This is a genomic window from Streptomyces kurssanovii, assembly GCF_040677245.1.
Taxonomy (GTDB): Bacteria; Actinomycetota; Actinomycetes; order Streptomycetales; family Streptomycetaceae; genus Streptomyces; species Streptomyces kurssanovii.
Window position 1 is genome coordinate 1 of the sequence record NZ_JBFAQK010000042.1, and the last position, 26474, is coordinate 26474.

General features: G+C 71.1%; 20 protein-coding genes, 4 tRNA genes and 1 other RNA gene. 15 read left to right on the forward strand and 10 right to left on the reverse strand.

The genetic code is table 11. From position 1 onward, the window contains the following. Positions 1-143 precede the first annotated feature (143 nt). The 6 genes from AB0K36_RS24765 to AB0K36_RS24790 form a co-directional block, all read right to left on the reverse strand. Complete coding sequence (locus AB0K36_RS24765) at positions 144-1679, reverse strand: M28 family metallopeptidase (RefSeq protein ID WP_364598391.1); 1536 nt, start codon at positions 1677-1679, stop codon at positions 144-146. A gap of 165 nt (positions 1680-1844) precedes the next feature. After that, positions 1845-2513 (reverse strand): HhH-GPD-type base excision DNA repair protein, encoded by a 669-nt coding sequence (locus AB0K36_RS24770; RefSeq protein ID WP_364598286.1) that lies wholly within the window; start codon positions 2511-2513, stop codon positions 1845-1847. 84 nt (positions 2514-2597) lie between these two features. Continuing rightward, positions 2598-3833: an RNA polymerase sigma factor gene (locus AB0K36_RS24775; RefSeq protein ID WP_364598289.1), complete on the reverse strand. Its 1236-nt coding sequence runs from the start codon at positions 3831-3833 to the stop codon at positions 2598-2600. After that, positions 3823-4239 carry a YciI family protein gene (locus AB0K36_RS24780; RefSeq protein WP_364598291.1) on the reverse strand — a complete coding sequence of 139 codons (417 nt, stop codon included), beginning with the start codon at positions 4237-4239 and terminating at the stop codon, positions 3823-3825. Before AB0K36_RS24780 ends, AB0K36_RS24775 begins: the two co-directional genes overlap by 11 nt. A 215-nt stretch (positions 4240-4454) precedes the next feature. Beyond that, positions 4455-6161, reverse strand: coding sequence for a lysyl oxidase family protein (locus AB0K36_RS24785; protein ID WP_364598294.1), 1707 nt, complete (start codon positions 6159-6161; stop codon positions 4455-4457). A gap of 388 nt (positions 6162-6549) precedes the next feature. Continuing rightward, positions 6550-6637 (reverse strand) — tRNA-Ser (locus tag AB0K36_RS24790). Positions 6638-6734: 97 nt separating this feature from the next. On the opposite strand from AB0K36_RS24790, the gene ffs reads away from it, so the two are divergent. The 6 genes from ffs to AB0K36_RS24820 all read left to right on the forward strand — a co-directional run bounded on the left by ffs (position 6735) and on the right by AB0K36_RS24820 (position 15293). Continuing rightward, positions 6735-6833: signal recognition particle sRNA small type (gene ffs / locus AB0K36_RS24795), an RNA gene on the forward strand. Positions 6834-6887: 54 nt separating this feature from the next. Beyond that, positions 6888-9167, forward strand: a complete 2280-nt coding sequence (locus AB0K36_RS24800) for a DNA polymerase III subunit gamma and tau (RefSeq protein WP_364598297.1) — start codon at positions 6888-6890, stop codon at positions 9165-9167. A 61-nt stretch (positions 9168-9228) separates the two neighbouring features. Beyond that, positions 9229-10491 carry a phosphoribosylamine--glycine ligase gene (gene purD, locus AB0K36_RS24805; protein WP_364598300.1) on the forward strand — a complete coding sequence of 421 codons (1263 nt, stop codon included), beginning with the start codon at positions 9229-9231 and terminating at the stop codon, positions 10489-10491. A 377-nt stretch (positions 10492-10868) separates the two neighbouring features. Further along, positions 10869-12527: a M48 family metalloprotease gene (locus tag AB0K36_RS24810; protein ID WP_364598303.1), complete on the forward strand. Its 1659-nt coding sequence runs from the start codon at positions 10869-10871 to the stop codon at positions 12525-12527. Positions 12528-12784: 257 nt separating this feature from the next. Next, the gene (locus AB0K36_RS24815; protein ID WP_364598306.1) at positions 12785-14245 is read left to right on the forward strand and encodes a N,N-dimethylformamidase beta subunit family domain-containing protein; all 1461 of its coding nucleotides are present in this window, start codon (positions 12785-12787) and stop codon (positions 14243-14245) included. 148 nt (positions 14246-14393) lie between these two features. Further along, positions 14394-15293 (forward strand): phosphoribosylaminoimidazolesuccinocarboxamide synthase, encoded by a 900-nt coding sequence (locus tag AB0K36_RS24820; RefSeq protein ID WP_364598309.1) that lies wholly within the window; start codon positions 14394-14396, stop codon positions 15291-15293. A gap of 57 nt (positions 15294-15350) precedes the next feature. Here AB0K36_RS24820 and AB0K36_RS24825 read toward each other — a convergent pair. The 4 genes from AB0K36_RS24825 to AB0K36_RS24840 form a co-directional block, all read right to left on the reverse strand. Next, positions 15351-15423: transfer RNA gene (locus tag AB0K36_RS24825), tRNA-Gly, on the reverse strand. Between the two features lie 668 nt (positions 15424-16091). Next, positions 16092-16164: transfer RNA gene (locus AB0K36_RS24830), tRNA-Gly, on the reverse strand. An 80-nt stretch (positions 16165-16244) separates the two neighbouring features. Then, positions 16245-16316, reverse strand: a tRNA-Gly gene (locus AB0K36_RS24835). Between the two features lie 109 nt (positions 16317-16425). Beyond that, positions 16426-16764 carry a histone-like nucleoid-structuring protein Lsr2 gene (locus tag AB0K36_RS24840; protein ID WP_244258208.1) on the reverse strand — a complete coding sequence of 113 codons (339 nt, stop codon included), beginning with the start codon at positions 16762-16764 and terminating at the stop codon, positions 16426-16428. Positions 16765-17054: 290 nt separating this feature from the next. Between AB0K36_RS24840 and purS the strand changes: the two genes are divergently transcribed. The 9 genes from purS to purM all read left to right on the forward strand — a co-directional run bounded on the left by purS (position 17055) and on the right by purM (position 26403). Continuing rightward, positions 17055-17300 (forward strand): phosphoribosylformylglycinamidine synthase subunit PurS, encoded by a 246-nt coding sequence (purS, locus tag AB0K36_RS24845; RefSeq protein WP_005315325.1) that lies wholly within the window; start codon positions 17055-17057, stop codon positions 17298-17300. Beyond that, positions 17297-17977 (forward strand): phosphoribosylformylglycinamidine synthase subunit PurQ, encoded by a 681-nt coding sequence (gene purQ, locus AB0K36_RS24850; RefSeq protein ID WP_364598313.1) that lies wholly within the window; start codon positions 17297-17299, stop codon positions 17975-17977. The genes purS and purQ overlap by 4 nt, the downstream gene beginning before the upstream one ends. Beyond that, positions 17974-20223 (forward strand): phosphoribosylformylglycinamidine synthase subunit PurL, encoded by a 2250-nt coding sequence (gene purL / locus AB0K36_RS24855; RefSeq protein WP_364598316.1) that lies wholly within the window; start codon positions 17974-17976, stop codon positions 20221-20223. The genes purQ and purL overlap by 4 nt, the downstream gene beginning before the upstream one ends. Before the next feature lie 93 nt (positions 20224-20316). Next, positions 20317-20832, forward strand: a complete 516-nt coding sequence (locus tag AB0K36_RS24860; protein WP_364598319.1) for an ArsR/SmtB family transcription factor — start codon at positions 20317-20319, stop codon at positions 20830-20832. Positions 20833-20868: 36 nt separating this feature from the next. After that, entirely contained in the window at positions 20869-21708 is an 840-nt protein-coding gene (locus tag AB0K36_RS24865) for a M23 family metallopeptidase (protein ID WP_364598322.1), read from the forward strand. A 9-nt stretch (positions 21709-21717) separates the two neighbouring features. Further along, positions 21718-22509 carry a maleylpyruvate isomerase family mycothiol-dependent enzyme gene (locus AB0K36_RS24870; protein WP_364598325.1) on the forward strand — a complete coding sequence of 264 codons (792 nt, stop codon included), beginning with the start codon at positions 21718-21720 and terminating at the stop codon, positions 22507-22509. 109 nt (positions 22510-22618) lie between these two features. Next, positions 22619-23446, forward strand: a complete 828-nt coding sequence (locus AB0K36_RS24875; protein ID WP_364598328.1) for an META domain-containing protein — start codon at positions 22619-22621, stop codon at positions 23444-23446. 305 nt (positions 23447-23751) lie between these two features. Then, positions 23752-25269: an amidophosphoribosyltransferase gene (gene purF / locus AB0K36_RS24880; protein ID WP_189474130.1), complete on the forward strand. Its 1518-nt coding sequence runs from the start codon at positions 23752-23754 to the stop codon at positions 25267-25269. Positions 25270-25302: 33 nt separating this feature from the next. Then, positions 25303-26403 (forward strand): phosphoribosylformylglycinamidine cyclo-ligase, encoded by a 1101-nt coding sequence (purM, locus tag AB0K36_RS24885; protein WP_307707251.1) that lies wholly within the window; start codon positions 25303-25305, stop codon positions 26401-26403. Positions 26404-26474: the final 71 nt, after the last annotated feature.

The window sequence follows — 26474 nt, forward strand, 5'->3', positions numbered from 1 at the left end:
GGGCTCTGCCTGGTGTCCCCGGGCGGGGGTGAGCTCGCCCGCGCCGGGCGGGGGGCCGGCCGCCCGGCCCGCCGCCCCCCCGCCCCGCGACCGCTGCGGCCGACGCCCGTCGTGGGCGGAGCGGCCGGGTGCGACGTGGGGTGTTACTCGGTCACTTCGTGGTCGTGACCGTCGTGCAGGCCGCCGCCGCTGCCCGCGTCACCGTCCGTCGGGACGGTCGTGACCGGCTTGCGCAGCGAGCTGATGTCGTGGGCGTAGGTGCCCACGGCGTTGGCGATGATGCCGATGTTGACGGCGAACGCCTTCATGTTGATGTTGCTGATGTCGTCGCCCGCGGCGTGGTAGTTCACGTCGTACGCGATGCCTGCGGACCCGCCGAACTTCTTCGCCTGCGCCTCGGTCTTGATGCCCTCCGCGCCGGTGAAGGTGCCGCCGGACGGGATGCCGACCTCGATGAACGGCCCGTAGTCGGAGCGGCCGGTGAAGTCGGTGCCCTCGTGCGGGGTGCCGCGCTTGTCGAGGAACTCGTTGATGTCACGCTCGAGCTGCGCGGAGCCCGTCGGGCCGGCGCCCGAGCCGACGCCGTCGGAGTTGTCGCCGTCGTAGACGAAGAGTCCGTAGTTCGGCGACGCGATCATGTCGAAGTTGAGGTAGAGCTTGATCTCCTTCTTCCCCAGGCTGCTGAGGTTCGCGACGTAGTGCTCGGAGCCGAGCAGTCCGTTCTCCTCGGCCGACCACCAGGCGAAGCGCACCTTGTTGGTGGGCTGCTTCTCCCGCTTGGCGAGCTCCTCCGCGACCTCGAGCAGGCCGGCGGAGCCGGAGCCGTTGTCGTTGATGCCGGGGCCGGCGGTCACCGAGTCGAGGTGGGCGCCGAGCATCACCGTGTTGGCGGCGTTGCCCCGGCGGGTCTCCGCGATCACGTTGTTGGTGCTGCGCTTCTCCTGGAGCTCGCGGACCTCGAAGGAGACCTCCAGCGGGCCCTTGGCGAGGTCGGCGGCGAGCTTCTCGCCCTCGGCCTGCGTGATGCCTCCGGTCGGGATCTTCGCGGAGGCCTGGTCGCCCAGGGTGCCGGACAGGCTGCCCTCGGTGTTGTTGTAGACGATGGCGCCGACCGCGCCGGCGGCGGCCGCGGCGGCCTGCTTCTCGGCGAAGCTGCAGCCGCCGCGCTTGATCAGCGCGATCTTGCCGGTGAAGGTGTCCGACGCGTAGTCGGCCGCCTCGCAGCCCGTCGTGTCGTCCACGGGCACCGCCGCCACAGCGGCCTTGATGCCGCCCACAGGAGTGGACTTGGTGTACGTCATGGCCGCGATCTCGACGTCACGCGGCGTCGGTGCGACGACGGAGAGCTTCTCGGCGAGCGTCTCCGTGTAGATGAAGTCGAAGCGCTGGTACGAGACGTCGTACCCGTACTTCTTCATCTGCTGGTACACGTACGCGGCGGAGGCGTCGTGACCGAGCGAACCGGCGGCGCGGTGGCCGCCCGTGCTGTCCGCTATCTGCTGGAACTTCTCAAGGTGCTCGAAAGCGTCGTCCGCGGACGACTTCTGGACCAGCTTCCGTGCCAGCTTCGACGCGTCCATGGCCGCCCGGTCGCCCGGGTCGTGACGGTGCGCAGCGGACGGGGAGGCGGATGCCAGCAGGAGCGGGGTCGCGAGTGCGGCAGCGGCCACGGTGGCCACGGCTCTGCGATGGGTTGCCTTCACAGAGGTCCTTCCCGATGTGAACGAGGGTTGAGGGGAAGTTAGCGATCTCTGTCGCCCCTGTGAACACTTGTGCCGTAACTCATGGCGCATTTCCCCCCATCAGCGCACGGAAGCGCCTCATCCACTTCAACTCCCGGCTCTTCAGGGCTTCCTGGGTGACTTCGTCGGCTTGGCGGACCCGGCGGTCTTCGCCGTCTTCGTCGCCTTCAGGGTCCTGGCCGTCTGCGTGGCCTTGGCGGCCTTGGCGGCGGCCTTCTTCTCCTGCTTGTACGCCCTCACCCTGGCGAGCGATTCGGGGCCGGTGATGTCGGCGGCCGAACGGTAGGAGTCCTTCTCGCCGTACGCGCCGGCCGCCTCCCGCCAGCCTTCGGGACGCACGCCGTACTGCTTTCCCAGGAGGGCCAGAAAGATCTGTGCCTTCTGCTCACCGAACCCGGGCAGCGCCTTCAGCCTCGCCAGCAGGTCCGCACCGTCGGCCGCCTCCGTCCAGACGGCGCTCGCGTCGCCGCTGTACTCGTCGACGAGGAACCGGCACAGTTCCTGAACCCGTTTGGCCATCGACGCGGGGTAGCGGTGGACCGCCGGCTTCTCCCGCAGCAGTTCGGTGAAGGCGTCCGGGTCGTAGGCGGCGATCTCGGCGGCGTCGAGATCGTCGGTGCCCAGGCGCTGCGCCACGGTGTACGGGCCGGTGAACGCCCACTCCATGGGGATCTGCTGGTCGAGGAGCATCCCGATCAGGGCGGCGAGGGGGCTGCGGCCGAGGAGTTCGTCGGCCTCCGGTCGCTGGGCGAGGTGAATCGTGGCGTCCATGCCCTGATGATCACCCGGCGGCCGGTGCGCCGCCAGCGAAGCGCCGGGCGGTGCCACGGCTGTGGCGGCAGGGCCACGCGGGTGTCACGGGCTCAGCCGGGCGGCCCTGGCCTGGAGGTAGCGGGCCTCCGGGATGCTCAAGGTCGAGGCGGCCGCCGAGCGGTAGGCGGCACGGGCCGCGTCGACGTCGCCCGCCTTCTCCAGCAGGTGCGCCCGTACGGATTCGAGCCGGTGGCTGCCGCTCAGCATGTCCTCGAGGCGGGCCACTTCGGCGAGCCCGGCACGCGGGCCGTGCACCATCGCCGTCGCCACCGCCCGGCCGAGCTGGGCCATCGGTTCGGGGGCGCGGGCGACGAGAAGGTCGTACAGGGCGAGGATCTGCGGCCAGTCCGTCCGGTCGGCGCTCGGGGCCTCGTCGTGCAACGCGGCGATCGCCGCCTGCAGTTGGTACGGACCCGCCGGGCCCTGTGCCAGCGCCTCCTCCACCAGCCGGGTGCCCTCGGCGATCGCCGCGCGGTCCCAGCGGGTGCGGTCCTGCTCGTCGAGCGGGATCAGCTCTCCGTGCGGGCCGGTGCGGGCCGCGCGGCGGGCGTCGGTGAGCAGCATCAGCGCCAGCAGCCCGGTCACCGCACCGTCCGCGGGCAGCAGGCGGCGTACCGCCCGGGCGAGGCGGATCGCCTCCGTCGCGAGTTCGGCGCGGTGCAGCTGGCGGCCGGAGGTCGCCGTGTACCCCTCGTTGAAGATCAGGTAGAGCACCTGGAGCACGGCGGCGAGCCGGGCGTCGCGGTCCTGCGGGCCCGGCTGCCGGAACGGCACTCCCCTTATCCGCTGCTTCGCCCGGCTGATCCGCTGCGCCATCGTCGCCTCCGGCACCAGATGCGCCCGCGCGATCTCGGCGGTCGTCAGTCCGCCCACCGCCCGCAGCGTCAGGGCGATCTGCGCGGGCGGGCTGAGCTCGGGATGGCAGCACAGGAAGAGCAGGGTGAGCGTGTCGTCCTCGGACGGTGCGCGTGCCTCGCCGGGCGGCGGCCCGGTGAAGGCGTCCCGCGGGGCGAGCCGGCCCGCCGTCTCCTCACGGCGGCGCCTGGCCTCCTCGCTGCGCAGCAGGTCCGTCAGTCGGCGAGCGGCGACCCTGATCAGCCAGCCGCGCGGGTTGTCCGGTACGCCGCCCTCGGGCCACTGCTGCGCCGCCGCGAGCAGCGACTCCTGGACCGCGTCCTCCGCCAGGTCGAAGTGGCCGTAGCGGCGCACCAGCGCGCCGAGGACCTGCGGCGCGTGCAGGCGCAGCAGGTCCTCGACGCGGCCGGGATCAGCAGACATCGCCTCCGCCGTCCATGATCTGCCGGATCACCACGGGGTATTCGGTGGTGCCCTCGGGGGCCGGGCACTGGGTGATGCGGGACGCGATCTCCGTCACGCGGTCCAGGCTCTCGCACTCCAGGACCCAGTACCCGGCGAGCACCTCCTTGGTCTCTCCGTACGGCCCGTCCGTGATCACCGGCCGGCCGTCCTTGCCGGACAGGACGTGCCGGGCCTTCGCCGGCTCGGCCAGGCCCTGTCCGTCGACGAGCTCACCGGACTCGGCGAGGTCGTCGTTGATGCTCTGCATGAACGAGAACATCGCCTGCATGTCCTTCTCGTTCCAGGCCGGGGCGTTCTCGGAGCCGTTGCCGCTCATCGCCTCGTAGTCCGCCTGCGTGCCCTGAATCATCACCAGGTACTTCATGACGCGCTCCTTGTGGCCGGTCGGTCGCCCCCTTCGGGCAACTCTCACAGGGGACGTCGGAGCCGGCGGTGGGTTCTCGACATGACGCGGCAGATTTTTTTCGCGGGCGGGGGCAGAGTGGCCCCTGAGGGGGACAAACGTGCGACGCCGGCCCCGGGAAGGTGTCCCGGGACCGGCGTCCGCCGGAGCTTTCCGGCCCTGCTGTCGGGCTGACGTCAGTTGGCGTCGACCAGGTCGTGCGCGGGCACCTTCACCGTGCGGGCGCCCGGCTTGCCGCCCAGCACGACCTTGCGGAGGGCGCTGTTGTTGTCGAGATCGGTCTCCTGGAGCCGCTTCTCGGGGTTGGCCAGCACCTGGATGTAGTAGGTGCCGTTCGGCAGGTCGGTGATGTCGAAGGACTGGCCGGGCAGGTCCTGGGTGTACGTGTCGCCGGAGCCGACGTCCAGCACCTCACGGACGGAGATCGAGTTCTCCTGGCCGCACGCGGTGGACAGGTCGGTGTTCTCCGGGTGCCAGTTGGCGTTCTTCACCGTGTAGTCGACGGCGTCGGTGTTGGCCAGGCAGAAGGCCTCCTTGCCGCTGCGCACCGCTTCCTTCTGGTCGGCCTTGAGCAGCCGGTAGCTGGCGAAGTCGGTGAAGTGCCAGTGCTCGTGCCCCGGCCGCGGGTCCCACTCCATGGTGCCGGTCGGGGCGTAGCCGACCTGCTTGCCCTTCTCGTCGTAGAAGTACTGGTAGGCGTCCATCAGCTTCTTGCCGGGGGAGCGGAAGCCGTCCACCACGAGCTGTGCGGGGCCCGCGTTCCACACGTTGGCGCTGAACGCCAGATAGTCCTTGCCGGGGACGTCGTCCCCGCCGTCGCTGATCTGGATGCCGTACGCCGGCAGCGACCGCAGGTCGGGCTTCGGCACGTTCGGCACGGATGCCTTGCCCGCCGGCCGGTTCGCGTTGGGCTTCAGCGCGGGGGCCTGGCGGGAGCCGTCGGTCCGTCCGGCACCGTCGCCGGCCTGTTCGGCGGCCCTGAGGCCGGCCTTCTTCAGCGCCCACGGCAGGGCGGGCGGAGCGGACGGGTAGGGCCCGTGGCCCGCGTTGTACGACGGACCCGCGCCGCTGGTGGGGGCCGCGGGCGCCGCGGGACGCGTCGCGCTGTGTCCCGAGTGACCGGAGTGTTCCGCGTGGCCGGCCGCGTGCCCCTTGGCCGCGGACGCGCGCATGCCCTCCTCCCAGCTGCGTTCCCGCACGGTCACGCTGATCGTCTGCGGCTTGTCCGCGATGCCGAACAGGTCCCGGTAGCGCTTGGCCACGGACACCTTCGCGGTGTACTTGCCGGCCGGCAGGGCGACCGGCGCGGTGTAGAAGCCGGAGTACGTGTTGGACGCCCAGCCGTTCTCCACCCCCCACACCGAGCCGAGCGTGAAGGGGTTGGTGGGACAGCTCTGCGGATACTTCGACTTCGCCGGGGCGTCGGGGCGGACCCGGCCGGAGGCGTTGTTCGGGCAGAACGCCTCGTCCTTGGTCACCACGGTCTTGCCGGACGCGTCGGTGACCGTGATCCGGACGAAGCCGGGGAGCCCGGAGAAGTCCTTCACGAGCCCCGCGGGCAGGGTCTTGGTCCTGGGCGCCTTGTTCCCCTGCCGGATGATCTGCGTGGCGACGACCGGGTCCTTGTAGGACTTACGGGTCACCTTGAGCTCGAGGGGGCCGTTCTCGGCGGTGAGGTAGGTCCCGAGGTCGAGGTAGACGCCGGGCTCTTCCTTCCAGGAGTCGAGGGTCACCGACGTGGAGGCGGCGATCAGACTGAACTTCGGCTTGGTCTGTGCCTTCCGGGCGTCGGGTGCTGCGGCGACGACACCGGCGGTGACGGCGATCGCCGCGCCCGCGGCGATCGCGGGGCGCCACAGGCGGGCATGGTGGGATCTGGTCATCAATCCTCATATCCGAGTGCCTGACGGGAGATGGATCAACAGCCCGCTCGCACATCCGGCCGCCCTCGTCGAAACGACGCGGCCCCCCGTCGCGAAGCTGTGTCCCGCCTGTGAGAGGCGAAGGACGGCCCTGTCGGTTGTCTGCGGTCCCGCAGCTCGCGGAGGTTGGCCGGAACCATGCCCTTTTCGCCGGATCCGGCCGACCTGCCCCCGATCCCGCCCGCCGGACTCCCGGCCCGTGCTACGTCGCCGTGCCCGTGGCCCAGGGGTGCGAGCCCGCGCCCTCCGGCGCGGGAAGCACGCCTCGCCCCGCCCGTCCGGGACGGGAAACGACGAAGGGCCCCACCGCGAACGGTGGGGCCCTTCGACATCGTGCCCGGTGAGGCACTGGCGGAGGATACGAGATTCGAACTCGTGAGGGGTTGCCCCCAACACGCTTTCCAAGCGTGCGCCCTAGGCCACTAGGCGAATCCTCCGCCGCAAACAATACAAGACGTTGAGGAGTGCTCGCGAACACCTTCCCGATCTTCCTCCCGGGGGTCATGACCACTCCCCGGCATCGGGTAGCCTGGGTGCAGCCCCTCACGTGGCGCTATCTGACTGAACTCCCCCAGGGCCGGAAGGCAGCAAGGGTAGGTCGGCTCTGGCGGGTGCGTGGGGGGCGCTTGCGTTCGCGGGGGATCCGGGCGGCTCCGGTTGTCGGTGGGCCCCGATAACCTCGTAGGTGTGTCGTCCCTTGCGCTGTACCGCCGCTACCGCCCCGAGTCGTTCGCAGAGGTCATCGGTCAGGAGCATGTCACTGACCCGCTCCAGCAGGCCCTGCGCAACAACCGGGTCAATCACGCGTACCTGTTCAGCGGGCCGCGCGGCTGCGGAAAGACGACCAGCGCCCGCATCCTCGCCCGCTGTCTGAACTGCGAGCAGGGACCGACGCCGACCCCCTGCGGACAGTGCCAGTCCTGCCAGGACCTGGCGCGCACCGGGCCCGGCTCGATCGACGTCATCGAGATCGACGCCGCTTCGCACGGTGGTGTGGACGACGCGCGTGAGCTGCGCGAGAAGGCCTTCTTCGGCCCCGCGAGCAGCCGGTACAAGATCTACATCATCGACGAGGCCCACATGGTCACCCCGGCGGGGTTCAACGCCCTGCTGAAGGTGGTCGAGGAGCCCCCGGAGCATCTGAAGTTCATCTTCGCGACGACCGAGCCCGAGAAGGTCATCGGCACCATCCGGTCGCGTACGCACCACTACCCCTTCCGGCTGGTCCCGCCCGGGACCCTCCGGGCGTATCTGGCGGAGGTGTGCGGCCGGGAGGGCATCCCGGTGGAGGACGGCGTGCTCCCGCTGGTCGTGCGGGCCGGCGCGGGCTCGGTGCGTGACTCCATGTCCGTCATGGACCAGCTGCTCGCCGGCGCCGCCGACGACGGTGTGACATACGCCATGGCGACGGCCCTGCTCGGGTACACGGACGGTTCGCTGCTCGACTCCGTCGTCGACGCGTTCGCGGCGGGCGACGGAGCCGCCGCCTTCGAGGTCGTGGACCGCGTCATCGAAGGCGGGAACGATCCGCGCCGGTTCGTCGCGGACCTGCTGGAGCGGCTGCGGGACCTGGTGATCCTCGCCGCGGTGCCGGACGCCGGCACCAAGGGACTGATCGACGCCCCGGCGGACGTGGTCGAGCGGATGCAGGCACAGGCCGCCGTGTTCGGCGCCGCCGAGCTCAGCAGGGCCGCGGACCTGGTCAACACCGGCCTGACCGAGATGCGGGGCGCCACGTCGCCGCGACTGCAGCTGGAGCTGATCTGCGCCCGGGTGCTGCTGCCGGCGGCGTTCGACGACGAACGGTCGGTGCGGGCCCGGCTGGACCGCCTGGAGCGCGGGGCGTCGTTCTCGCCCGCCGGCCAGGGCCCCGCCATGGGATACGTGCCCGGGCCTGACGCCCAGGCGCACGCGCCCGTGCCGCCGGGTGCCGGCCCCGCCGTCGCCCGTGCCGCGGCGCGCGGTGACGCGGCTCCCACGGTTCCCGCGCCGGCCCAGAGCCTGGCGCCCGAGCCCGTCGCGCCGCCCATCGGACAACAGTCTCAGCAATCGCCCCAGCAGCCACCGCGGCCGCCGCAGCCGGAGCCGCACCAGCAGCCGCAGCCCGCGGCGTCCCGCCCCGGCGCCTGGCCGGGGACCGCGGGCCCCGGCGGGACCGCCGGCGCGGCCGGGACCGCGGAGCCGGCTCGCCGGCCCGGCGGCTGGCCCACGGCCTCCGCCCCCGGCCAGGGCGCACCGCAGCCTGCCGCTCCCGCGCCGGCCCACGCTCCCGCCCCGGCGGCCCCGGCTCCCGCCGCGGCCGCGCCCGGACCTGGCCTGGCGCAGGGCGCCGGCCAGGTGCGGAACATGTGGCCCGAGATCCTGGAGGCGGTCAAGAACCGCCGTCGCTTCACCTGGATCCTGCTCAGCCAGAACGCACAGGTGACCGGCTTCGACGGCACGACCCTCCAGCTCGGCTTCATCAACGCCGGCGCCAGGGACAACTTCGCGAGCAGCGGCAGCGAGGAGGTCCTGAAGCAGGCGCTGGCCGAGCAGTTCAACGTGCAGTGGAAGGTCGAGGCGATCGTCGACCCGTCCGGCGGTTCCGGCGGCCCGGGAGGCACGGCTCCCCCGTCGGGCGGCCCCGGTGGCTACGGCAGCCAGGGCGGCTACGGCCAGGGCAGGCCCCAGGCGGCCGCCCCCGCCGCCCCGCCCTCGCCTGCCCCCGCCGCCCCTGCGCCGCAGTACGACCGGGCCCCGTCGCAGCAGTCGCACCAGGCCTCCGCACAGGCCGCCGCGGCTCCGGCGCAGCAGTCCTCGCCCGAGCCGCCCCGTCCCGCGGAGCAGTACGCACCGCCCCCGGTGTCCATCGAGGACGACGTCCCGGAGGCGGACGATCCGGACCTGGTGGACTCCGCGCTGTCCGGCCACGACCTCATCGTGCGCGAGCTCGGTGCCACGGTCGTGGAGGAATATACGAACGAGTAGCGGGCCCTCCCTCGGAGGCCCGTACGACAGGCAGTGGCGTCCGGCGGTTAGGCTGACTGCCGTGAAGGTCCTCGTCATCGGCGGCGGCGCCCGCGAACATGCCCTGTGCCGCTCTCTGTCCCTCGATCCCGACGTCACCGCTCTGCACTGCGCGCCCGGAAACGCCGGTATCGCTGAGGTCGCCGAGCTCCATCCGGTCGACCAGATGGACGGCGCGGCCGTCGCGGAGCTCGCCACCGGGCTCGGAGCCGGGCTCGTCGTCGTCGGCCCCGAGGCTCCCCTCGTCGCCGGTGTCGCCGACGCCGTGCGCCGGGCGGGCATCCCCTGCTTCGGCCCCTCCGAGGAGGCGGCGCAGCTCGAGGGCTCCAAGGCCTTCGCCAAGGATGTGATGGCCGCCGCGGGAGTGCCTACGGCGCGCAGCTACGTCTGCACGACCCCGGACGAGATCGACGTGGCGCTCGACGCCTTCGGAGCCCCGTACGTCGTCAAGGACGACGGCCTGGCGGCCGGCAAGGGTGTCGTCGTCACCGACGACGTCGCCGCCGCCCGCGAGCACGCGCTGGCCTGCGGCCGGATCGTGATCGAGGAGTTCCTCGACGGTCCCGAGGTCTCCCTGTTCGCCATCACCGACGGCGTGACGGTCCTTCCCCTCCAGCCGGCGCAGGACTTCAAGCGCGCTCTCGACGACGACGAGGGACCCAACACGGGCGGCATGGGCGCCTACTCGCCGCTGCCCTGGGCCGACCCGAAGCTGGTCGACGAGGTCATGGCGAGCGTGCTCCAGCCGACCGTGGACGAGCTGCGCCGCCGTGGCACGCCGTTCTCCGGCCTGCTGTACGCGGGCCTGGCGATCACCTCGCGCGGTGTGCGGGTGATCGAGTTCAACGCCCGCTTCGGCGACCCCGAGACGCAGGTCGTCCTGGCCCGTCTCAAGACGCCGCTGGCGCGCGTCCTGCTCCATGCGGCGAAGGGCACGCTGGACACGGAGCCCCCGCTCACCTGGCGTGACGACGCGGCCGTGACCGTCGTCGTCGCCTCCCACAACTACCCGGGGGCCCCCCGCACCGGCGACCCGATCGAGGGCCTCGAGGCCGTCGCGGCCGAGGACGCGCCCCACGCGTACGTCCTGCACGCCGGTACGAAGCGGGACGGCGACGCGGTCCTGAGCGCGGGAGGCCGGGTGCTGTCGGTCACGGCGACCGGCAAGGACCTCACTGAAGCCCGTGAGCGGGCCTACCGCGCCGTGGGCAGGATCCGCCTCGACGGCTCCCAGCACCGTACGGACATCGCCCGCAAGGCCGCCGAGGTCCGGCCCGGCGCCTGAGCCGGCCCGGCCGGCTCCTCGCGCACAGGCCGCGTCCGCCCGGACACGCCGGATCAGCCTTCGCGTAACGGCCGACCGCGGCCGCCTTCGCCCCCCGGTCCGTGCCGAGCTCGTGACGCCCGGCAAGGCCGCCGGGTGACACCTCGCACCGCCGTACGACGCCCGCCCGGACATTCCGTCCGGGCGGGCGATCCTTTGCCCAAAGCCATTCCATCGGGTGACGGCTTCCCCATCCGGATGACGGCCGCCGAAGCCCCAACTATGGTGCGGCGCAAGCATTCCGGCACTTGGCCCACCGGCATTGCGATGTCAGTGGGCGATGCCACAGTGGGGGAGTGACCAACACCGTCGCAGGGCAGAGGGGGTGAGGTCCGGCCGTGTCCGGTACCGGTATCGGTGAGTCGATGGGCGCCAGGGGCGCGCGTGCCGAGGCGCTGGCCGTGCTGCGTATCCGCAGCAGGGCGGTCGCGGTGGCGCTCCTCCCGGCGGCCGTCGCCGTCGTCCTGTTCGCGGGCGGGGCCACGGGACAGATGGAGGGCGGCGGCTGGGACATCGCCCGCTGGGTCGTCACGGTCTGCGCGCTGGTCGTGCTGGTGACCGCCGCGGTCGTGACCGCGGTGATCGTGCGGGCCTCCCCCGCGCTGAGTCCGACCGTGGAACTGCCGGAGCGTTCCGCCCCGGACCTCTACCGGCTGGTGAGGGACCTGGCGGAGCGTCTCGAAGTGCCCGCTCCGTCCGCGCTGGCGCTGACCCCGGACTGCGACAGCTGGCTCGAGGACCGGTCGCACCCGGCCCATTCGATATCGGGCGGCCGGCGGCGCACGGGCGCTGCTCCGGTGCTGGTCATCGGTTCGCCGTTCCTGTGGTGGATGCGGGTGGCAGAGCTGCGCGCGGTGCTCGCGCCGGTCGTCGCGGGCACCGGGTCCGCCGCCGACCCCGACATAGCCGCCGCCCGCCGATTCGTGCGGGGGCTGGACGCGGTCGTCGCCGATGCCGCCCGCCCCGGTCAGGGCAGGACGCGCAAGCTGCTGTCCGGCTTCGTCGGCAGGACCGCGAAGCTGCTGCTCCGCGGCTGCCAGGACCATGCCGCGGGCATGGAGCGCTGGGTCGCCGCAGCCGCGTCGGAGCGTGCACAGGCTGTGGACTACGGGCTGCGGATCGTGGCGCAGGAGCAGGTCGGGCTGGCCTACGCGGGCTGGGACCGGCTGCTGACCAGGGTGGCACTGCCCGCCTGGCGGATGGGCCGCTGGCCGTCCCGGCTGGACGCCGGTGTCGTGTCCGCCCTGACCGAGCTGTCACGCCGGGACCGCCTCGCGGAGGGCTTCACCTCGCGGCTCGGCGAGCGCCCCGCCTGCGACCTGCTGGAGGAGCCTGGCGCGGTGGACGAGGCGGCGTCGCTGCTGGCCGCGCGCCTCTTCCACGGCGGTCCCGCCGGCCAGGGCCCCGACTGGGCGCCGGTCGACTGGCAGCAGTATCCGGAGGAGGTCGTGGACCGGAAGTGGCGTACGGAAGCGGCCCGTATCCATCAGGTTCTCGACGAGCTCGGCGTCGCGCCGTCGACGGGGCCGCAGGGCCCGACGCTGGTCCGGGTCATGGACCATCTGTCCGCGCGGCCCGGTGGAGAGGCGAGCGAGGCCCTGGCCGCCGTGCTGACCGCCCGGGTGGCGCGTGAGGAGGCACTCGCAGAGCCCGCCGCCGAGGCCGGGGAGCATCCGGTGGACGCGTCCGAGGACGCCCTGGCGCTCTGGGGCGGCGGTGATCCGCTGCCGCTCATGCCGCTGCAGCCGCCGCGCACCGGGCGCGAGCTGCTCGCCGACCATGTCGTCGCGATGGTGTGCTGCACGGCGGTCGACACCGTCGGCGCGGTGCCGGGTCTGGACTGGCTCGACGGTCCGGCGCTGCTGGTCGACGGCGAGCGCCGGGCGGATCTGGCGGCACCCGTGCTGAGCCTGGTGGAGGACGGCGACGCGCAGCCGCTGCGCGTCTGGCTCGGTTCTCTCGGGGTCCGTCCGGAGAAGCCGGTCCGCCTTGTCTGATGGGCGCCCGTCGGGGCGGGACCGCTGGGCGGCGGAGGCTCGCCGTACGGGCTGTTCCCGGCCCGTCCCGGGCCCCCAGGTGCCGGACGTGACGGGGGAGCGAGATGCGGAGCGGTCTCTTCCGTTTCTGGTCTCCTTGCCGTCAATTCGCGACGAACGGTGACGGACCGCATGCGTAATGTGATGTGCTGGAGACCGGCGCTGAACAGGTCGGCGCGGCGCGGTTGTCACTGGGGCACCCGAGGGAGGGGGCAGGCATGGGGGCGGACCAGATCCGGCGATGGGAATCGGGCGCTCTCGCGCACGCCGTCTCCGATCCCTTCGGCCAGGGCCCGCTGCCCTGGCTGCGCGGCAGTGAGAACTACTTCGACGACACCGGCCAGGTGGTCCCCTGGTACGCCGACCCGAGCCTGGCCCGCGGCGGCTCCGGCGGCCCCCGTACCGCGGACGACGTGCGCCGTCAGATCAAGGGGTTCGTGAGTCCCGGAGCCGCCGCCCCCGGTGAGGCCGTCGACTTCCACATCACGGTGGACCCGCCGCAGCAGTTCTCCGTCGACGTCTACCGGATCGGCCACTACGGGGGCGACGGCGCCGCCAAGATCACCACGAGTCCCCGGCTCTCGGGGATCGTCCAGCCTCCCCCGCTCACCGCCGACCGCACGGTCTCCTGTCACCACTGGTGGCTCTCGTGGCGGCTCCAGATCCCCTCGTACTGGTCCATCGGCGCCTACGTCGCCGTGCTGACCACCCTGGACGGGTACCGCTCGCACATCCCCTTCACCGTCCGCGCCGACCATCCCGCGGACCTGCTTCTGCTGCTGCCCGACGTCACCTGGCAGGCGTACAACCTCTACCCGGAGGACGGCCGCACCGGAGCCAGCCTCTATCACGCATGGGACGAGGACGGCAGGCTGCTGGGCGAGGAGGACGCCGCCACCACGGTCTCCTTCGACCGTCCGTACGCGGGCGCCGGCCTCCCGCTCCATGTGGGCCACGCCTACGACTTCATCCGCTGGGCCGAGCGGTACGGCTACGACCTCGCCTACGCCGACACCCGTGACCTGCACGCCGGACGGATCGACCCGGCCCGCTACCGCGGCCTGGTCTTCCCCGGCCACGACGAGTACTGGTCGGCCCCCATGCGCCGGGCGGTGGAGCTGGCCCGCGACCGGGGGACGTCGCTCGTCTTCCTCTCCGCCAACACCATGTACTGGCAGGTCGAGCTCGCCCCGTCGCCGTCCGGCGTGGCCGACCGGCTGCTGACCTGCCGCAAGCGCCGCGGCCCGGGAAGGTCCGCGCTGTGGCGGGAGGTGGACCGCGCCGAGCAGCAGCTGTTGGGCATCCAGTACGCGGGCCGGGTGCCCGAGCCGTCCCCGCTGGTCGTACGGAACGCGGACCACTGGCTGTGGGAGGCCACCGGTGCGGGGGAGGGCGACGAGCTGCCCGGCCTGGTCGCCGGCGAGGCCGACCGGTACTTCCCGCGCACGGCGCTGCCCGAGCACGAGGGCCGGATCCTGCTCGCCCACTCCCCGTACCGGGACGGCGACGGCACGGTCCGCCACCAGGAGACCTCCCTCTACCGGGCCCCGTCCGGCGCCCTGGTCTTCGCCTCGGGGACGTTCGCGTGGTCCCCCGCCCTGGACCGGCCCGGGCATGTCGACCCCCGGATCCAGCGGGCGACCGCCAATCTCCTGGACCGCATCTGCAAACGTGACTAGCCCTCTCCGGACGTCGCGAGGGCGGTACAGCCCAGGCACTTCGGCACCCCGCCGGGCCGCCGCGGGGGGCCTCCCGCACCCTGACCAGGTGGGTCCCGCCCGCGTACGGGACAATCGGAGCTGTTGTTCACAGCCACGGGGAGGAACCGTGTCCGGATTCGTCGAAAAGCCCGAGCCGCTGCAGGTGCCAGGCCTGGTGCATCTGCACACCGGCAAGGTGCGCGACCTGTACCAGAACGAGGCCGGCGACCTCGTGATGGTCGCCAGCGATCGCATGTCGGCGTACGACTGGGTGCTGCCCACCGAGATCCCCGACAAGGGCCGGGTCCTGACCCAGCTCTCGCTGTGGTGGTTCGAACGGCTCGAGGACCTGATCGGCAACCACGTCATCTCCACCGAGCTGCCTCCCGGCGCGCCCGCGGACTGGGCCGGCCGCACCACGGTGTGCAAGTCGCTGCGCATGGTCCCGGTCGAGTGCGTCGCCCGCGGCTACCTCACCGGATCGGGACTCGCCGAATACCGGCAGAGCCGCACCGTGTGCGGTCTGGCGCTCCCCGAGGGGCTCAGCGACGGCTCGGAGCTCCCCGCCCCGATCTTCACGCCCGCGACCAAGGCTGCCGTCGGGGACCACGACGAGAACGTGAGCTACGAGGAGGTCGCCCGCCAGGTCGGCGCCGAGACCGCCGCCCACCTGCGCCAGTCGACCCTCGCCGTCTACTCCCGGGCGCGTGACATCGCACGCGGGCGGGGCATCATCCTGGCCGACACGAAGTTCGAGTTCGGCTTCGACGGTGACGCGCTGCTCATCGCCGACGAGGTGCTCACTCCCGACTCGTCCCGCTTCTGGCCGGCGGCGAGCTGGCAGCCCGGCCGGGCCCAGCCGTCGTACGACAAGCAGTACGTCCGGGACTGGCTGACCTCACCGGCGTCCGGCTGGGACCGGAAGAGCGAGCAGCCGCCGCCCGCGCTGCCGCAGGAGATCGTGGAGGCGACCCGCGCCAAGTACGTGGAGGCCTACGAGCTCCTGACGGGCGCAACCTGGTCCTAGCGGGACATCCGGACACGAAGAAGCCCCCGGCGAGAACGCCGGGGGCTTCTTCCATTGAGCGGACGACGAGATTCGAACTCGCGACCCTCACCTTGGCAAGGTGATGCTCTACCAACTGAGCCACGTCCGCATGCGCCGTAGCGCGGAGCCCACTATACCCAAACTCGGCGATGCGCGAGACGCGCGGCCGTCCGGAGGTCTCATCAGGGCCCGGTGGCGCCGGACAGGAGAGCGTTCCACATCGCATCCCGAGCCGGTGACAGCTCATGGCGACGCGGAGCCGGCCCGACCGGCCGGCTGATCATCCGGACCTGTCCCGAGGCAGCGGGCGAGCGCACTCCGATCGGGCTCCGGTGGTCAACTCGCGCTGCCCGAAGGGATTCCCGGCACACCGTACGGCTGATCGTCGACCGCGGACGTTTCTCGGTCGAGCTCCCCACAGTCGTCACGAGGGCCCGGCTCGGGGGCCTCGGCAGCCTCGGTGGGCGTTCGCGATCATGGTTCGGCGGCCGGGCCTCCGGCGCGCGGGCTGTGGGCACTGTCACATCGTGCACGCGGGACGCACCAGGTCCGCTGCCGTGCCGGGCGCGCGGCCTCGGTCGCATCGCCTTTGCCGGTCATGTGCCAGGCGCGGCCGATGCCGTCGACGCCGACCCGTCCCGGACGGTGAAGAGGAGCCCGGCCGTGAAGAGAAGCCCGGCCGTGAAGAGGGGTCGGGCCATGAAGAAGCCCGGCCGTGAAGAAGCCCCGGAGCACGACGAAGGCCCCGGTCGCAATGACCGGGGCCTTCGTTCTCTGAGCGGACGACGAGATTCGAACTCGCGACCCTCACCTTGGCAAGGTGATGCTCTACCAACTGAGCCACGTCCGCATTGTTGCCGCTCGGCTCTCACCGGGCGGTACGTCCACCACTGTACCTGATCCACATCCGTGGACGGTAAAGCGATGCAGAGCGGGTGACAGGAATTGCACACTGCGCCTTCCCCCTGGAAGGGGGATGTTCTACTACTGAACTACACCCGCACGCTGCTCGAGGCGGGCCTTTCGGCTTGCCCCTCGGCGTGCTCCAGACTCTAGCGGATCACCTGGGGTGCAGTGCAACTCCGTTCGGCGCGGCCGCGGCGGGCGTCGCTCAACTGGCCTCGCGGAACGCCTCGTAGACGCGCTTGGGGATGCGGCCGCGGGCCGGCACGTCCATCTTGTTGGACTGTGCCCACGCACGGACGGCCGCCGGTGCGGCCTCGACGGCGGTGTGCCGGTACGCGACGGCGCGCGGCTTGTCGCGCTTGCCGCTGTTCGTCTGCTTTCGTCCGGCCGCCATGTAGGGCGCCAGTGCCTTGCGCAGTTTCTTTGCATTGGAGAGATTGAGGTCGATCTCGTACGACTTCCCGTCGAGGCCGAACGTGACCGTTTCCGTCGCTTCTCCGCCGTCGATGTCGTCGGAGAGCGTGACCACCACTCGCTGAGCCACGGATATCGGTCCTTTCCCTGCGGTATCGCCGGAACGGCGTGGGTTGTGACGTGCGGCGATACCGGTTATTCGGCCGTCGAGGGGCAATGCTGCTTTCCTCTGTATTCCTTTGTACAGCGGATGGGCGCGCATTGTGAAGCCCCGGCAATTACTTGCGCGTGTCCTTCACAATGGAGCCCGGCAATCTTTCCTTGGATTTCGTGGTGGGCGGGTTTGATATCTACCCGCGTAGATTTTCCGGGCGGGTACGCTGAGGGAACCGCCCTCGCAACACACCACCGGGAGTGCCCGTGGCTCGCGTCGTAGTCGACGTCATGCTCAAGCCCGAGATCCTCGACCCCCAGGGACAGGCGGTGCAGCGTGCACTGCCGCGACTGGGATTCGCCGGGATCGCGGACGTCCGTCAGGGAAAGCGCTTCGAACTGGAGGTGGAGGGGCCGGTCGACGACGCCGCGCTCTCCCGCATCCATGAGATGGCTGAAACGTTCCTCGCCAACACCGTCATCGAGGACTTCGTCGTGAAGGTGGAGTCGTGACCGCTCGTATCGGCGTCGTCACCTTCCCCGGAACGCTCGATGACCAGGACGCGCTGCGTGCCGCACGGCTCGCCGGCGCCGAGGCGGTACCGCTCTGGCACCGCGACAAGGACCTCAAGCAGGTCGACGCGGTCGTCCTCGCCGGAGGTTTCTCGTACGGCGACTATCTGCGCGCCGGTGCCATCTCCCGGTTCTCGCCGGTGATGGAGACGATCATCGAGCAGGCGAAGGCCGGTATGCCGGTACTGGGTATCTGCAACGGTTTCCAGATCCTCACGGAGGCCCACCTCCTGCCGGGCGCGATGCTGCGGAACAACCATCTGCACTTCATCTGCCGTGACCAGAAGCTGCGGGTGGAGAACGCGGACACCGCCTGGACCGCGGACTACGAGTCCGGCCAGGAGATCTCCGTACCGCTGAAGAACATGGACGGCCGGTACGTCGCCGACGAGCGGGTGCTCGACGAGCTCGAGGCCGAGGGCCGTGTCGCCTTCCGCTACCTGGACCTGAACCCCAACGGCTCGCTGCGCGACATCGCCGGCATCACCAACGCCGCGGGCAACGTGGTCGGTCTGATGCCGCACCCCGAGCACGCCGTGGAGCCGCTGATCGGTACCGGCGGTACCGACGGGCTCGGATTCTTCACCTCCGTTCTCAAGAAGCTGGTCGCAGCATGACTCTGGACACCGTCAAGCACGCCACCGAGACCCCGGACGCCGACCAGCCGTGGAAGGAGCTCGGCCTCAAGGAGGACGAGTACGCCCGGATCCGCGAGATCCTGGGCCGCCGTCCCACCGGTGCCGAGCTCGCGATGTACAGCGTCATGTGGTCGGAGCACTGCTCGTACAAGAGCAGCAAGGTCCACCTGAAGCAGTTCGGCGAGAAGGTGCCCGAGAACGACGCCATGCTCGTCGGCATCGGTGAGAACGCCGGCGTCGTCGACGTCGGCCAGGGCTACGCCGTCACCTTCAAGGTGGAGTCGCACAACCACCCGTCGTACATCGAGCCCTACCAGGGCGCGGCCACCGGCGTCGGCGGCATCGTTCGCGACATCCTCGCGATGGGCGCCCGTCCGGTCGCCGTCGTGGACCCGCTGCGCTTCGGCGCCGCCGACCACCCCGACACCAAGCGCGTCCTGCCGGGCGTGGTCGCGGGCATCGGCGGCTACGGCAACTGCCTGGGCCTGCCCAACATCGGCGGCGAGGTCGTCTTCGACGAGTGCTACCAGGGCAACCCGCTGGTCAACGCCGGCTGCATCGGTGTGATGAAGCACGAGGACATCCACCTCGCGAAGGCGTCCGGCCCCGGCAACAAGGTGATCCTCTACGGCGCCCGCACCGGCGGCGACGGCATCGGCGGTGTCTCGGTGCTCGCGTCGGAGACCTTCGAGTCGACGGGTCCCGCCAAGCGGCCCGCCGTCCAGGTCGGCGACCCGTTCCAGGAGAAGCTCCTCATCGAGTGCACCCTTGAGATCTTCAAGGAGAAGCTCGTCGCGGGCATCCAGGACCTCGGCGGCGCCGGCCTGTCCTGCGCCACCTCCGAGCTGGCGAGCGCCGGCTCCGGCGGTATGCGGGTCGAGCTGGACAGCGTGCCGCTGCGCGACGCGACGCTCTCGCCGGAGGAGATCCTCATGAGCGAATCGCAGGAGCGCATGTGCGCGATCGTCGAGCCGGACAAGGTGGACCGGTTCCTGGAGATCTGCGAGAAGTGGGACGTCATCGCCACCGTCATCGGTGAGGTGACCGAGGGCGAGCGCCTGGAGATCTTCTGGCACGGCGAGCAGATCGTCGACGTGCCGCCGCGGACCGTGGCCCACGAGGGCCCGGTCTACCACCGCCCGTACGCCCGCCCCTCCTGGCAGGACGCGCTCCAGGCGGACGACGCGAACAAGCTGGCCCGTCCGGCGAACGCGGAGGAGCTGCGCGAGCAGGTCCTCAAGCTGGTCGCCTCCCCGAACCAGGCCTCGAAGGCGTGGATCACGGACCAGTACGACCGCTTCGTGCAGGGCAACACCGTGCTGGCGCAGCCGGAGGACGCGGGCATGGTCCGGATCGACGAGGAGTCGAACCTGGGCGTGGCCATGGCGACCGACGGCAACGGCCGGTACGCGAAGCTCGACCCGTACACGGGTGCGCAGCTCGCGCTGGCGGAGGCGTACCGCAACGTGGCCGCCTCCGGCGCGAAGCCGCTCGCGATCTCCGACTGCCTGAACTTCGGATCCCCCGAGGACCCGGACGTCATGTGGCAGTTCGCCGAGGCCACGCGTGGTCTCGCGGACGGCTGTCTGCAGCTGGGCACGCCGGTGACCGGCGGCAACGTCTCGCTCTACAACCAGACGGGCGAGACCGCGATCCACCCGACGCCGGTCGTCGCGGTGCTCGGTGTGATCGACGACGTCAACCGCAGGACGCCGATCGCGTTCGCCGAGGAGGGGCAGCTGCTCTACCTGCTCGGCGACACCCGCGAGGAGTTCGGCGGTTCGGCCTGGTCCCAGGTCGTCCACGACCACCTCGGCGGTCTGCCGCCGAAGGTCGACCTCGACCGGGAGAAGCTGCTGGGCGAGATCCTGATCTCGGCCTCGCGCGACGGCATGATCGACGCGGCGCACGACCTGTCCGACGGCGGCCTGATCCAGGCGGTCACGGAGTCGTGCCTGCGTGGCGGCAAGGGTGCGCGGCTCGTCGTTCCGGACGGTCTGGACGCGTTCACCTTCCTGCTGAGCGAGTCGGCCGGCCGTGCGGTCGTCGCCGTCCCGCGCAGCGAGGAACTCCGCTTCAACGACATGTGCGGTGCCCGCGGTCTGCCCGCGACCCGTATCGGTGTGGTGGACGGGGACGCCGTCGAGGTGCAGGGCGAGTTCAGCATCCCGCTGAGCGAGCTGCGTACGGCGCACGAGGCGACCATCCCGGGTCTGCTCGTCTGATCCGTGCTCTGTGGCCCCCGTCCGGTTCCGACCGGGCGGGGGCTTCTGCGTGCGAGGGTTGCACGAGATTACGTAATTACGTAATCTCGCAACATGGATCTGGAAGAGCGGGTCGCCGCGCTCGAGCGGCGGCTGGCGGCCCTGGAAGGCGCCCGGCCTGCCGTGACCAGCCCGGATGACGGAGATTTCTGGGCGCTGGAGGGGCTGAAGCAGCAGCTCGGCTCCGCAGGCGAGGCGGCGGCGGACGGCGGCGTGCTGTTCACCGGAGCCGTACGGCTGCCGACCAACGAGCGGTACGAGTGGCAGTACGGCGCGCTCACCACGGACGTCCTCGACGAGAACAGCGAGGACCGGGGACAGATCGCCGAGTCGCTGGCCGCCCTCGGCCACGCCGTCCGGCTGCGCCTGCTGCGCGAGATCCTCGGAGGCCGCCGTACCGCCGCCGAGCTGGCCGAGCTCGAGGGGCTCGGCACCACCGGCCAGATCTACCACCACCTGCGCCAGTTGACCGGCGCCGGCTGGCTCCACACCACGGGGCGCGGTCGCTACGAGGTTCCCGGGGCCCGGGTGGTCCCGCTGCTCGTGGTGCTGACCGCCGCGTGCCCGTGACACGGCAAGTCCGTGCCGCATCAAGGGGGAACGTCCATGTCAGCACAGAAAATGCTCGTGCTCGTCCACCGGTGGGGATGGATGGCGTTCTTCGCGCTCATCCTCCTCGACCTGTTCGCCGGCCTGCCGTTCGACCGGCGGTGGGTCTGGTCGCCCGCGCTGCTGTCCCTCGCGATCCTCGTGGTCGCTCTCGTCCGCGCCCGGCGGACCCGGCGTGAACACCCGCGCGAGGCCGTCGAGGTCGGCGTCCCGGTGCGCGGCCGCTGGTCCGCGCTGAACAGCCCGGCCGACCGCACGCCGAGCCACGGCACCCACGGCTACGGGCAGACCTACGCCATCGACCTCGTTGCCGAGCCCGCCGAAGGCGCCCGTCCGGGGTTCAAGGTCCTGTGGCCGGTCGTCCGCCGGAGCAGGGACTTTCCGGCCTTCGGGGAGCCGCTGTTCGCCGTCGCCGACGCCACCGTCGTCCACGCGGAGGACCGGCAGCGCGACCATCTCAGCCGCAATTCGCTGCTCGCGGTGCTCTACCTGATGATCGTCGAGGCGTCGTTCCGGGACATCCTCGGAGTCCGCAAGATCTTCGGCAACCATGTCGTCCTGGACCTCGGCGACGGAGTGTTCGCCGCGTACGCGCATCTCCGGCGCGGTTCCCTCACGGTCCGGCCCGGTGACCGGGTCCGGGCAGGCCAGCCGATCGCCCGGTGCGGGAACTCCGGCAACTCCTCGGAACCGCACCTCCACTTCCAGCTGATGGACGGCCCGGACGCGGACACCGCGCTCGGCGTCCCGTTCCGCTGGCGCGGCCTCGAAGTCCCCCGGAACGGCGAGACGTTCACTGCCGGCGACACGGTGCCCGGTGGCCTGCACACCCCGTAGGGTCGGCTCATGCCACCGGCCAGGAAGCGTCTTCGCAGCTACGATCCCGCCACCACCCGTGCCGCCGTGCTCGCCCAGTTCGGGCACGTCAGGCAGGCCGTGGACGGTCTCACCGACGATCAGTTCGCGCTGCCGACGCGGCTCGGGGACTGGACCGTGCGAGAGCTCGCCGCGCACATCGCCATGGTCGCCGGGCTCGTCACGCGCTATCTGCGACTGCCGGAGCCCGACAAGCAGGACCTGGCGCTGCTGGACTGGCCCTTCGCGACGGTGACGGCCGCCGGACAGGTCGACGAGGACACCAGGGCGTTCGCCGAGGGCGGTGCGGTCACCGAACTGTTCGACCGCACGGCCGCCGGCCTCGAGGAGCTGCTGCCGACCGCCGACGCGGAGCGGCTCGTGCCCATGCGGTTCGGCGGGATGCGGCTCGGGGACTTCCTGGTCACCCGGACCGTCGAGCTGATCGTGCACACCGACGACCTGAACGACGCGACCGGGCTGGACATCCCGTACGACCGCCGGGCGCTCGCCGCCTGCACACGGCTGCTCGCGGACGCCCTCGCGGTGAAGGCGCCGGGTGCGTCGACGGAGGTGCGTGTCCCGCCGTTCGCCGTGGTGCAGTGCGTCGAAGGCCCGCGGCACACCCGGGGCACGCCGCCCAATGTCGTCGAGACCGACCCGCTGACCTGGATCCGCCTCGCCACCGGCCGCACCGGGTGGCGTGAGGCGCTCGACTCGGCGAAGGTCGGCGCGAGCGGCGAGCGCGCCGATCTCGGGGCGCTGCTGCCGATCCTGGGCTGACCGGTCCCGGGCCCGGGCGAGCAGGCGGGCAGGTCCTGGTCGGCCGCACGCCTGCGGCCGGACGGGGGAACGGGCGGAACCGGCACCAGGTCCGCTCCGTCCCACAGGTATGCGCAATCAGCTGAGCATTTCTGTGACCGCACTGGCCGTCCTCGCGCTCGCCGCCTGCGGCACGGAGTCGGGCGCCGGCTCCGGTGACCGAGGCGACGGAGGAGGAACCGTGCAGCCCGATGTTCCCGTGACCGGTGTCCACTGGTCCGTCGACAGCGTCACGGTCGACGGGCGCAGGACCAAGGCCCCCACCGACGCCCATGTCGAGATCACCGACAAGGGGCGGGCCCAGGGCAACTACGGCTGCAACCACTTCGGCGCCGACGTGAAGATCGAGGGCGACACCATCACGGTGGGGCCCGGAGAGATGACCGAGATGGCGTGCGAGGAGAAGATCCAGGGCTTCGAGGACACCCTGCGCGCCGCCTTCGCCGGGAAGCTCAAGGCGAAGCTCAGCGACGGCAGGCTGACCCTGACGACGGAGAAGGGCGACTCCATCGCGCTCACCTCTGAGCCGTCCTCCCCGCTGGTGGGCACCAAGTGGTCCGTGAACAGCCTGGTGTCCGGACAGACGGCGGCGTCCCTCCCGGCCGGTACGGAGAACAAGGCGCACCTGACCTTCGCGAAGGACGGTTCCGTGAGCGGCAGCCTCGGCTGCAACCGCTTCACCAGCACGGCGAAGATCTCCGGCGACTCCATCACCTTCGGCCGCCTCGCCTCCACCCGGAAGCTGTGCGAAGGCCCGGTGATGGACGTCGAGCGTCAGCTGGTCAAGGTCATGGACGGAACGGTGACGTACGAGCTGGGGCACCGGTCGCTGACGCTCACCGCCTCGGACGGCAAGGGCTTCGCGGCGGTCGCCTCCGACACCTCTCGCGAGAAGTGACCGTGTGAACTAGCACACGCCGCCTTCGACGGGCGCGACCGACCGCAGCAGGCGCCCGTTGACGGAGGGTGATCACGCCGAGGCCGACGGGGCGGAGGCCGAATCCCTGGCCGGGACGGGGTGCCGGCACGTCCGTCCCGGATCGTGGACGTCTCGCTGGACGATTTCCGATCGTCCCGCGAGGTCGGGCGCAGGCCGGCAGGCCCGTGGGACGGGCCCTTCATGCGCCCTTTGCACCCCTGGAAACCCGGTTGCGCGGTGTCCCCAATTCGGACCAGTGGTCGATCTCGCCTACACTCGGTGGCGTGCCACGTGGTGACGGACGACTCAACCACGACCTGCTCCCCGGTGAGAAGGGCCCCCAGGACGCTTGCGGCGTCTTCGGTGTCTGGGCTCCGGGAGAAGAGGTCGCGAAGCTCACTTACTTCGGGCTCTACGCCCTCCAACATCGAGGCCAGGAATCCGCGGGAATCGCGGTGAGCAACGGCTCCCAGATCCTCGTCTTCAAGGACATGGGCCTGGTTTCCCAGGTCTTCGACGAAACCTCCCTCGGCTCCCTCACAGGTCATATCGCGGTCGGTCACGCCCGCTACTCGACCACGGGCGCCTCGGTGTGGGAGAACGCGCAGCCGACCTTCCGGGCCACCGCCCACGGCTCGATCGCGCTCGGCCACAACGGAAACCTGGTCAACACCGCCCAGCTCGCCGAGATGGTCGCCGAACTCCCCAAGGAGAACGGCCGCGCCACCCAGGTCGCCGCGACCAACGACACCGATCTGATCACCGCGCTGCTCGCCGGCCAGGTCGACGACGACGGCAAGCCGCTGACGATCGAGGAGGCGGCCGCCAAGGTCCTTCCCGAGGTCCGTGGCGCCTTCTCGCTCGTCTTCATGGACGAGGGCACCCTCTACGCGGCCCGCGACCCGCAGGGCATCCGTCCGCTGGTCCTCGGCCGCCTCGAGCGCGGCTGGGTCGTCGCGTCCGAGACCGCCGCCCTGGACATCTGCGGCGCCAGCTTCGTCCGCGAGATCGAGCTCGGCGAGCTCATCGCCATCGACGAGAACGGCCTCCGCAGTTCCCGCTTCGCAGAAGCGAAGCCCAAGGGCTGTGTCTTCGAGTACGTCTACCTGGCCCGCCCGGACACGGACATCGCCGGCCGGAACGTCTACCTCTCCCGTGTGGAGATGGGCAGGAAACTGGCCAAGGAAGCCCCGGTCGACGCCGACCTGGTCATAGCGACGCCGGAGTCCGGCACGCCCGCGGCCATCGGCTACGCAGAGGCCAGCGGTATCCCGTACGGCTCCGGCCTGGTGAAGAACGCCTATGTCGGCCGCACCTTCATCCAGCCCTCGCAGACCATCCGCCAGCTGGGCATCCGCCTCAAGCTGAACCCGCTCAAGGAAGTCATCCGGGGCAAGCGGCTGGTCGTCGTGGACGACTCGATCGTCCGGGGCAACACCCAGCGGGCCCTGGTCAAGATGCTCCGCGAGGCAGGAGCGGCCGAGGTCCACATCCGGATCTCGTCCCCGCCGGTGAAGTGGCCCTGCTTCTTCGGGATCGACTTCGCGACCCGCGCGGAGCTCATCGCCAACGGCATGACGATCGACGAGATCGGCACCTCGCTCGGGGCCGACTCCCTGTCGTACATCTCCATCGACGGCATGATCGAGGCGACCACGATCGCCAAGCCGAACCTCTGCCGTGCCTGCTTCGACGGCGAGTACCCGATGGAGCTGCCCGACCCCGAGCTGCTCGGCAAGCAGCTTCTGGAGACCGAGCTGGCGGGCGGCTCCGACGCCGCCGACGCGCTCCGTCGTCCGTGATCCCCCTGCAGTACGACACGAAAGTTCTCCAGCATGTCTGCTGAATCTTCCGAGCGTGCTCCGCACGCGGGCACCGGTGCCAGCTACGCGGCAGCGGGCGTCGACATCGAGGCGGGCGACCGCGCGGTGGAGCTGATGAAGGAGTGGGTGAAGAAGACGCAGCGCCCCGAGGTCGCGGGCCTCGGCGGCCTCGGCGGTTTCGCCGGCCTCTTCGACGCCTCCGCCCTCAAGCGCTACGAGCGTCCGCTGCTCGCCTCCGCCACCGACGGCGTCGGCACCAAGGTCGACATCGCCCGCCAGATGGGTGTCTACGACACGATCGGCCACGACCTGGTGGCCATGGTCATGGACGACATCGTGGTGTGCGGCGCGGAGCCGCTCTTCATGACCGACTACATCTGCGTCGGCAAGGTCCACCCGGAGCGGGTCGCGGGGATCGTCAAGGGCATCGCGGAGGGCTGCGTGCTCGCCGGCACCGCCCTGGTCGGCGGCGAGACCGCGGAGCACCCCGGCCTGCTCGGCCCCGACGACTTCGACGTCGCGGGTGCCGGTACCGGTGTGGTCGAGGCGGACCGGCTGCTCGGTCCGGAGCGCATCCGTAAGGGTGACGCGGTCATCGCGATGGCGTCTTCCGGGCTTCACTCCAACGGGTACTCGCTGGTCCGGCACGTGCTGTTCGACCGGGCGAAGATGTCGCTGGACCAGCAGGTCGAGGAGCTCGGCCGGACGCTGGGCGAGGAGCTGCTCGAGCCCACCAAGATCTACTCGCTGGACTGCCTGGCGCTCACCCGGACCACCGAGGTGCACGCGTTCAGCCACATCACCGGCGGCGGTCTCGCGAACAACCTGGCGCGGGTCTTCCCCGACTCGCTGCACGCGGTCGTCGACCGTTCGACCTGGACGCCCGGAGCGGTGTTCGATCTTGTCGGCAAGGCCGGGCAGGTCGAGCAGCTCGAGCTGGAGAAGACGCTCAACATGGGCGTCGGCATGATGGCCGTCGTGCCGCAGGAGTCCGTCGACGTGGCGCTGACCACACTCGCCGACCGCGGTGTCGACGCGTGGGTGGCCGGGACCGTCGTCGACCGCGACAGCGACCGGCACACGGGTGCGGAGCTGACCGGGACGTACGCGTAGCGACCGCCGTCCGGCGGTCGGCGCGAGCCGACAGCACAGAACCCGGTCCGGGGTCACCCCTGGACCGGGTC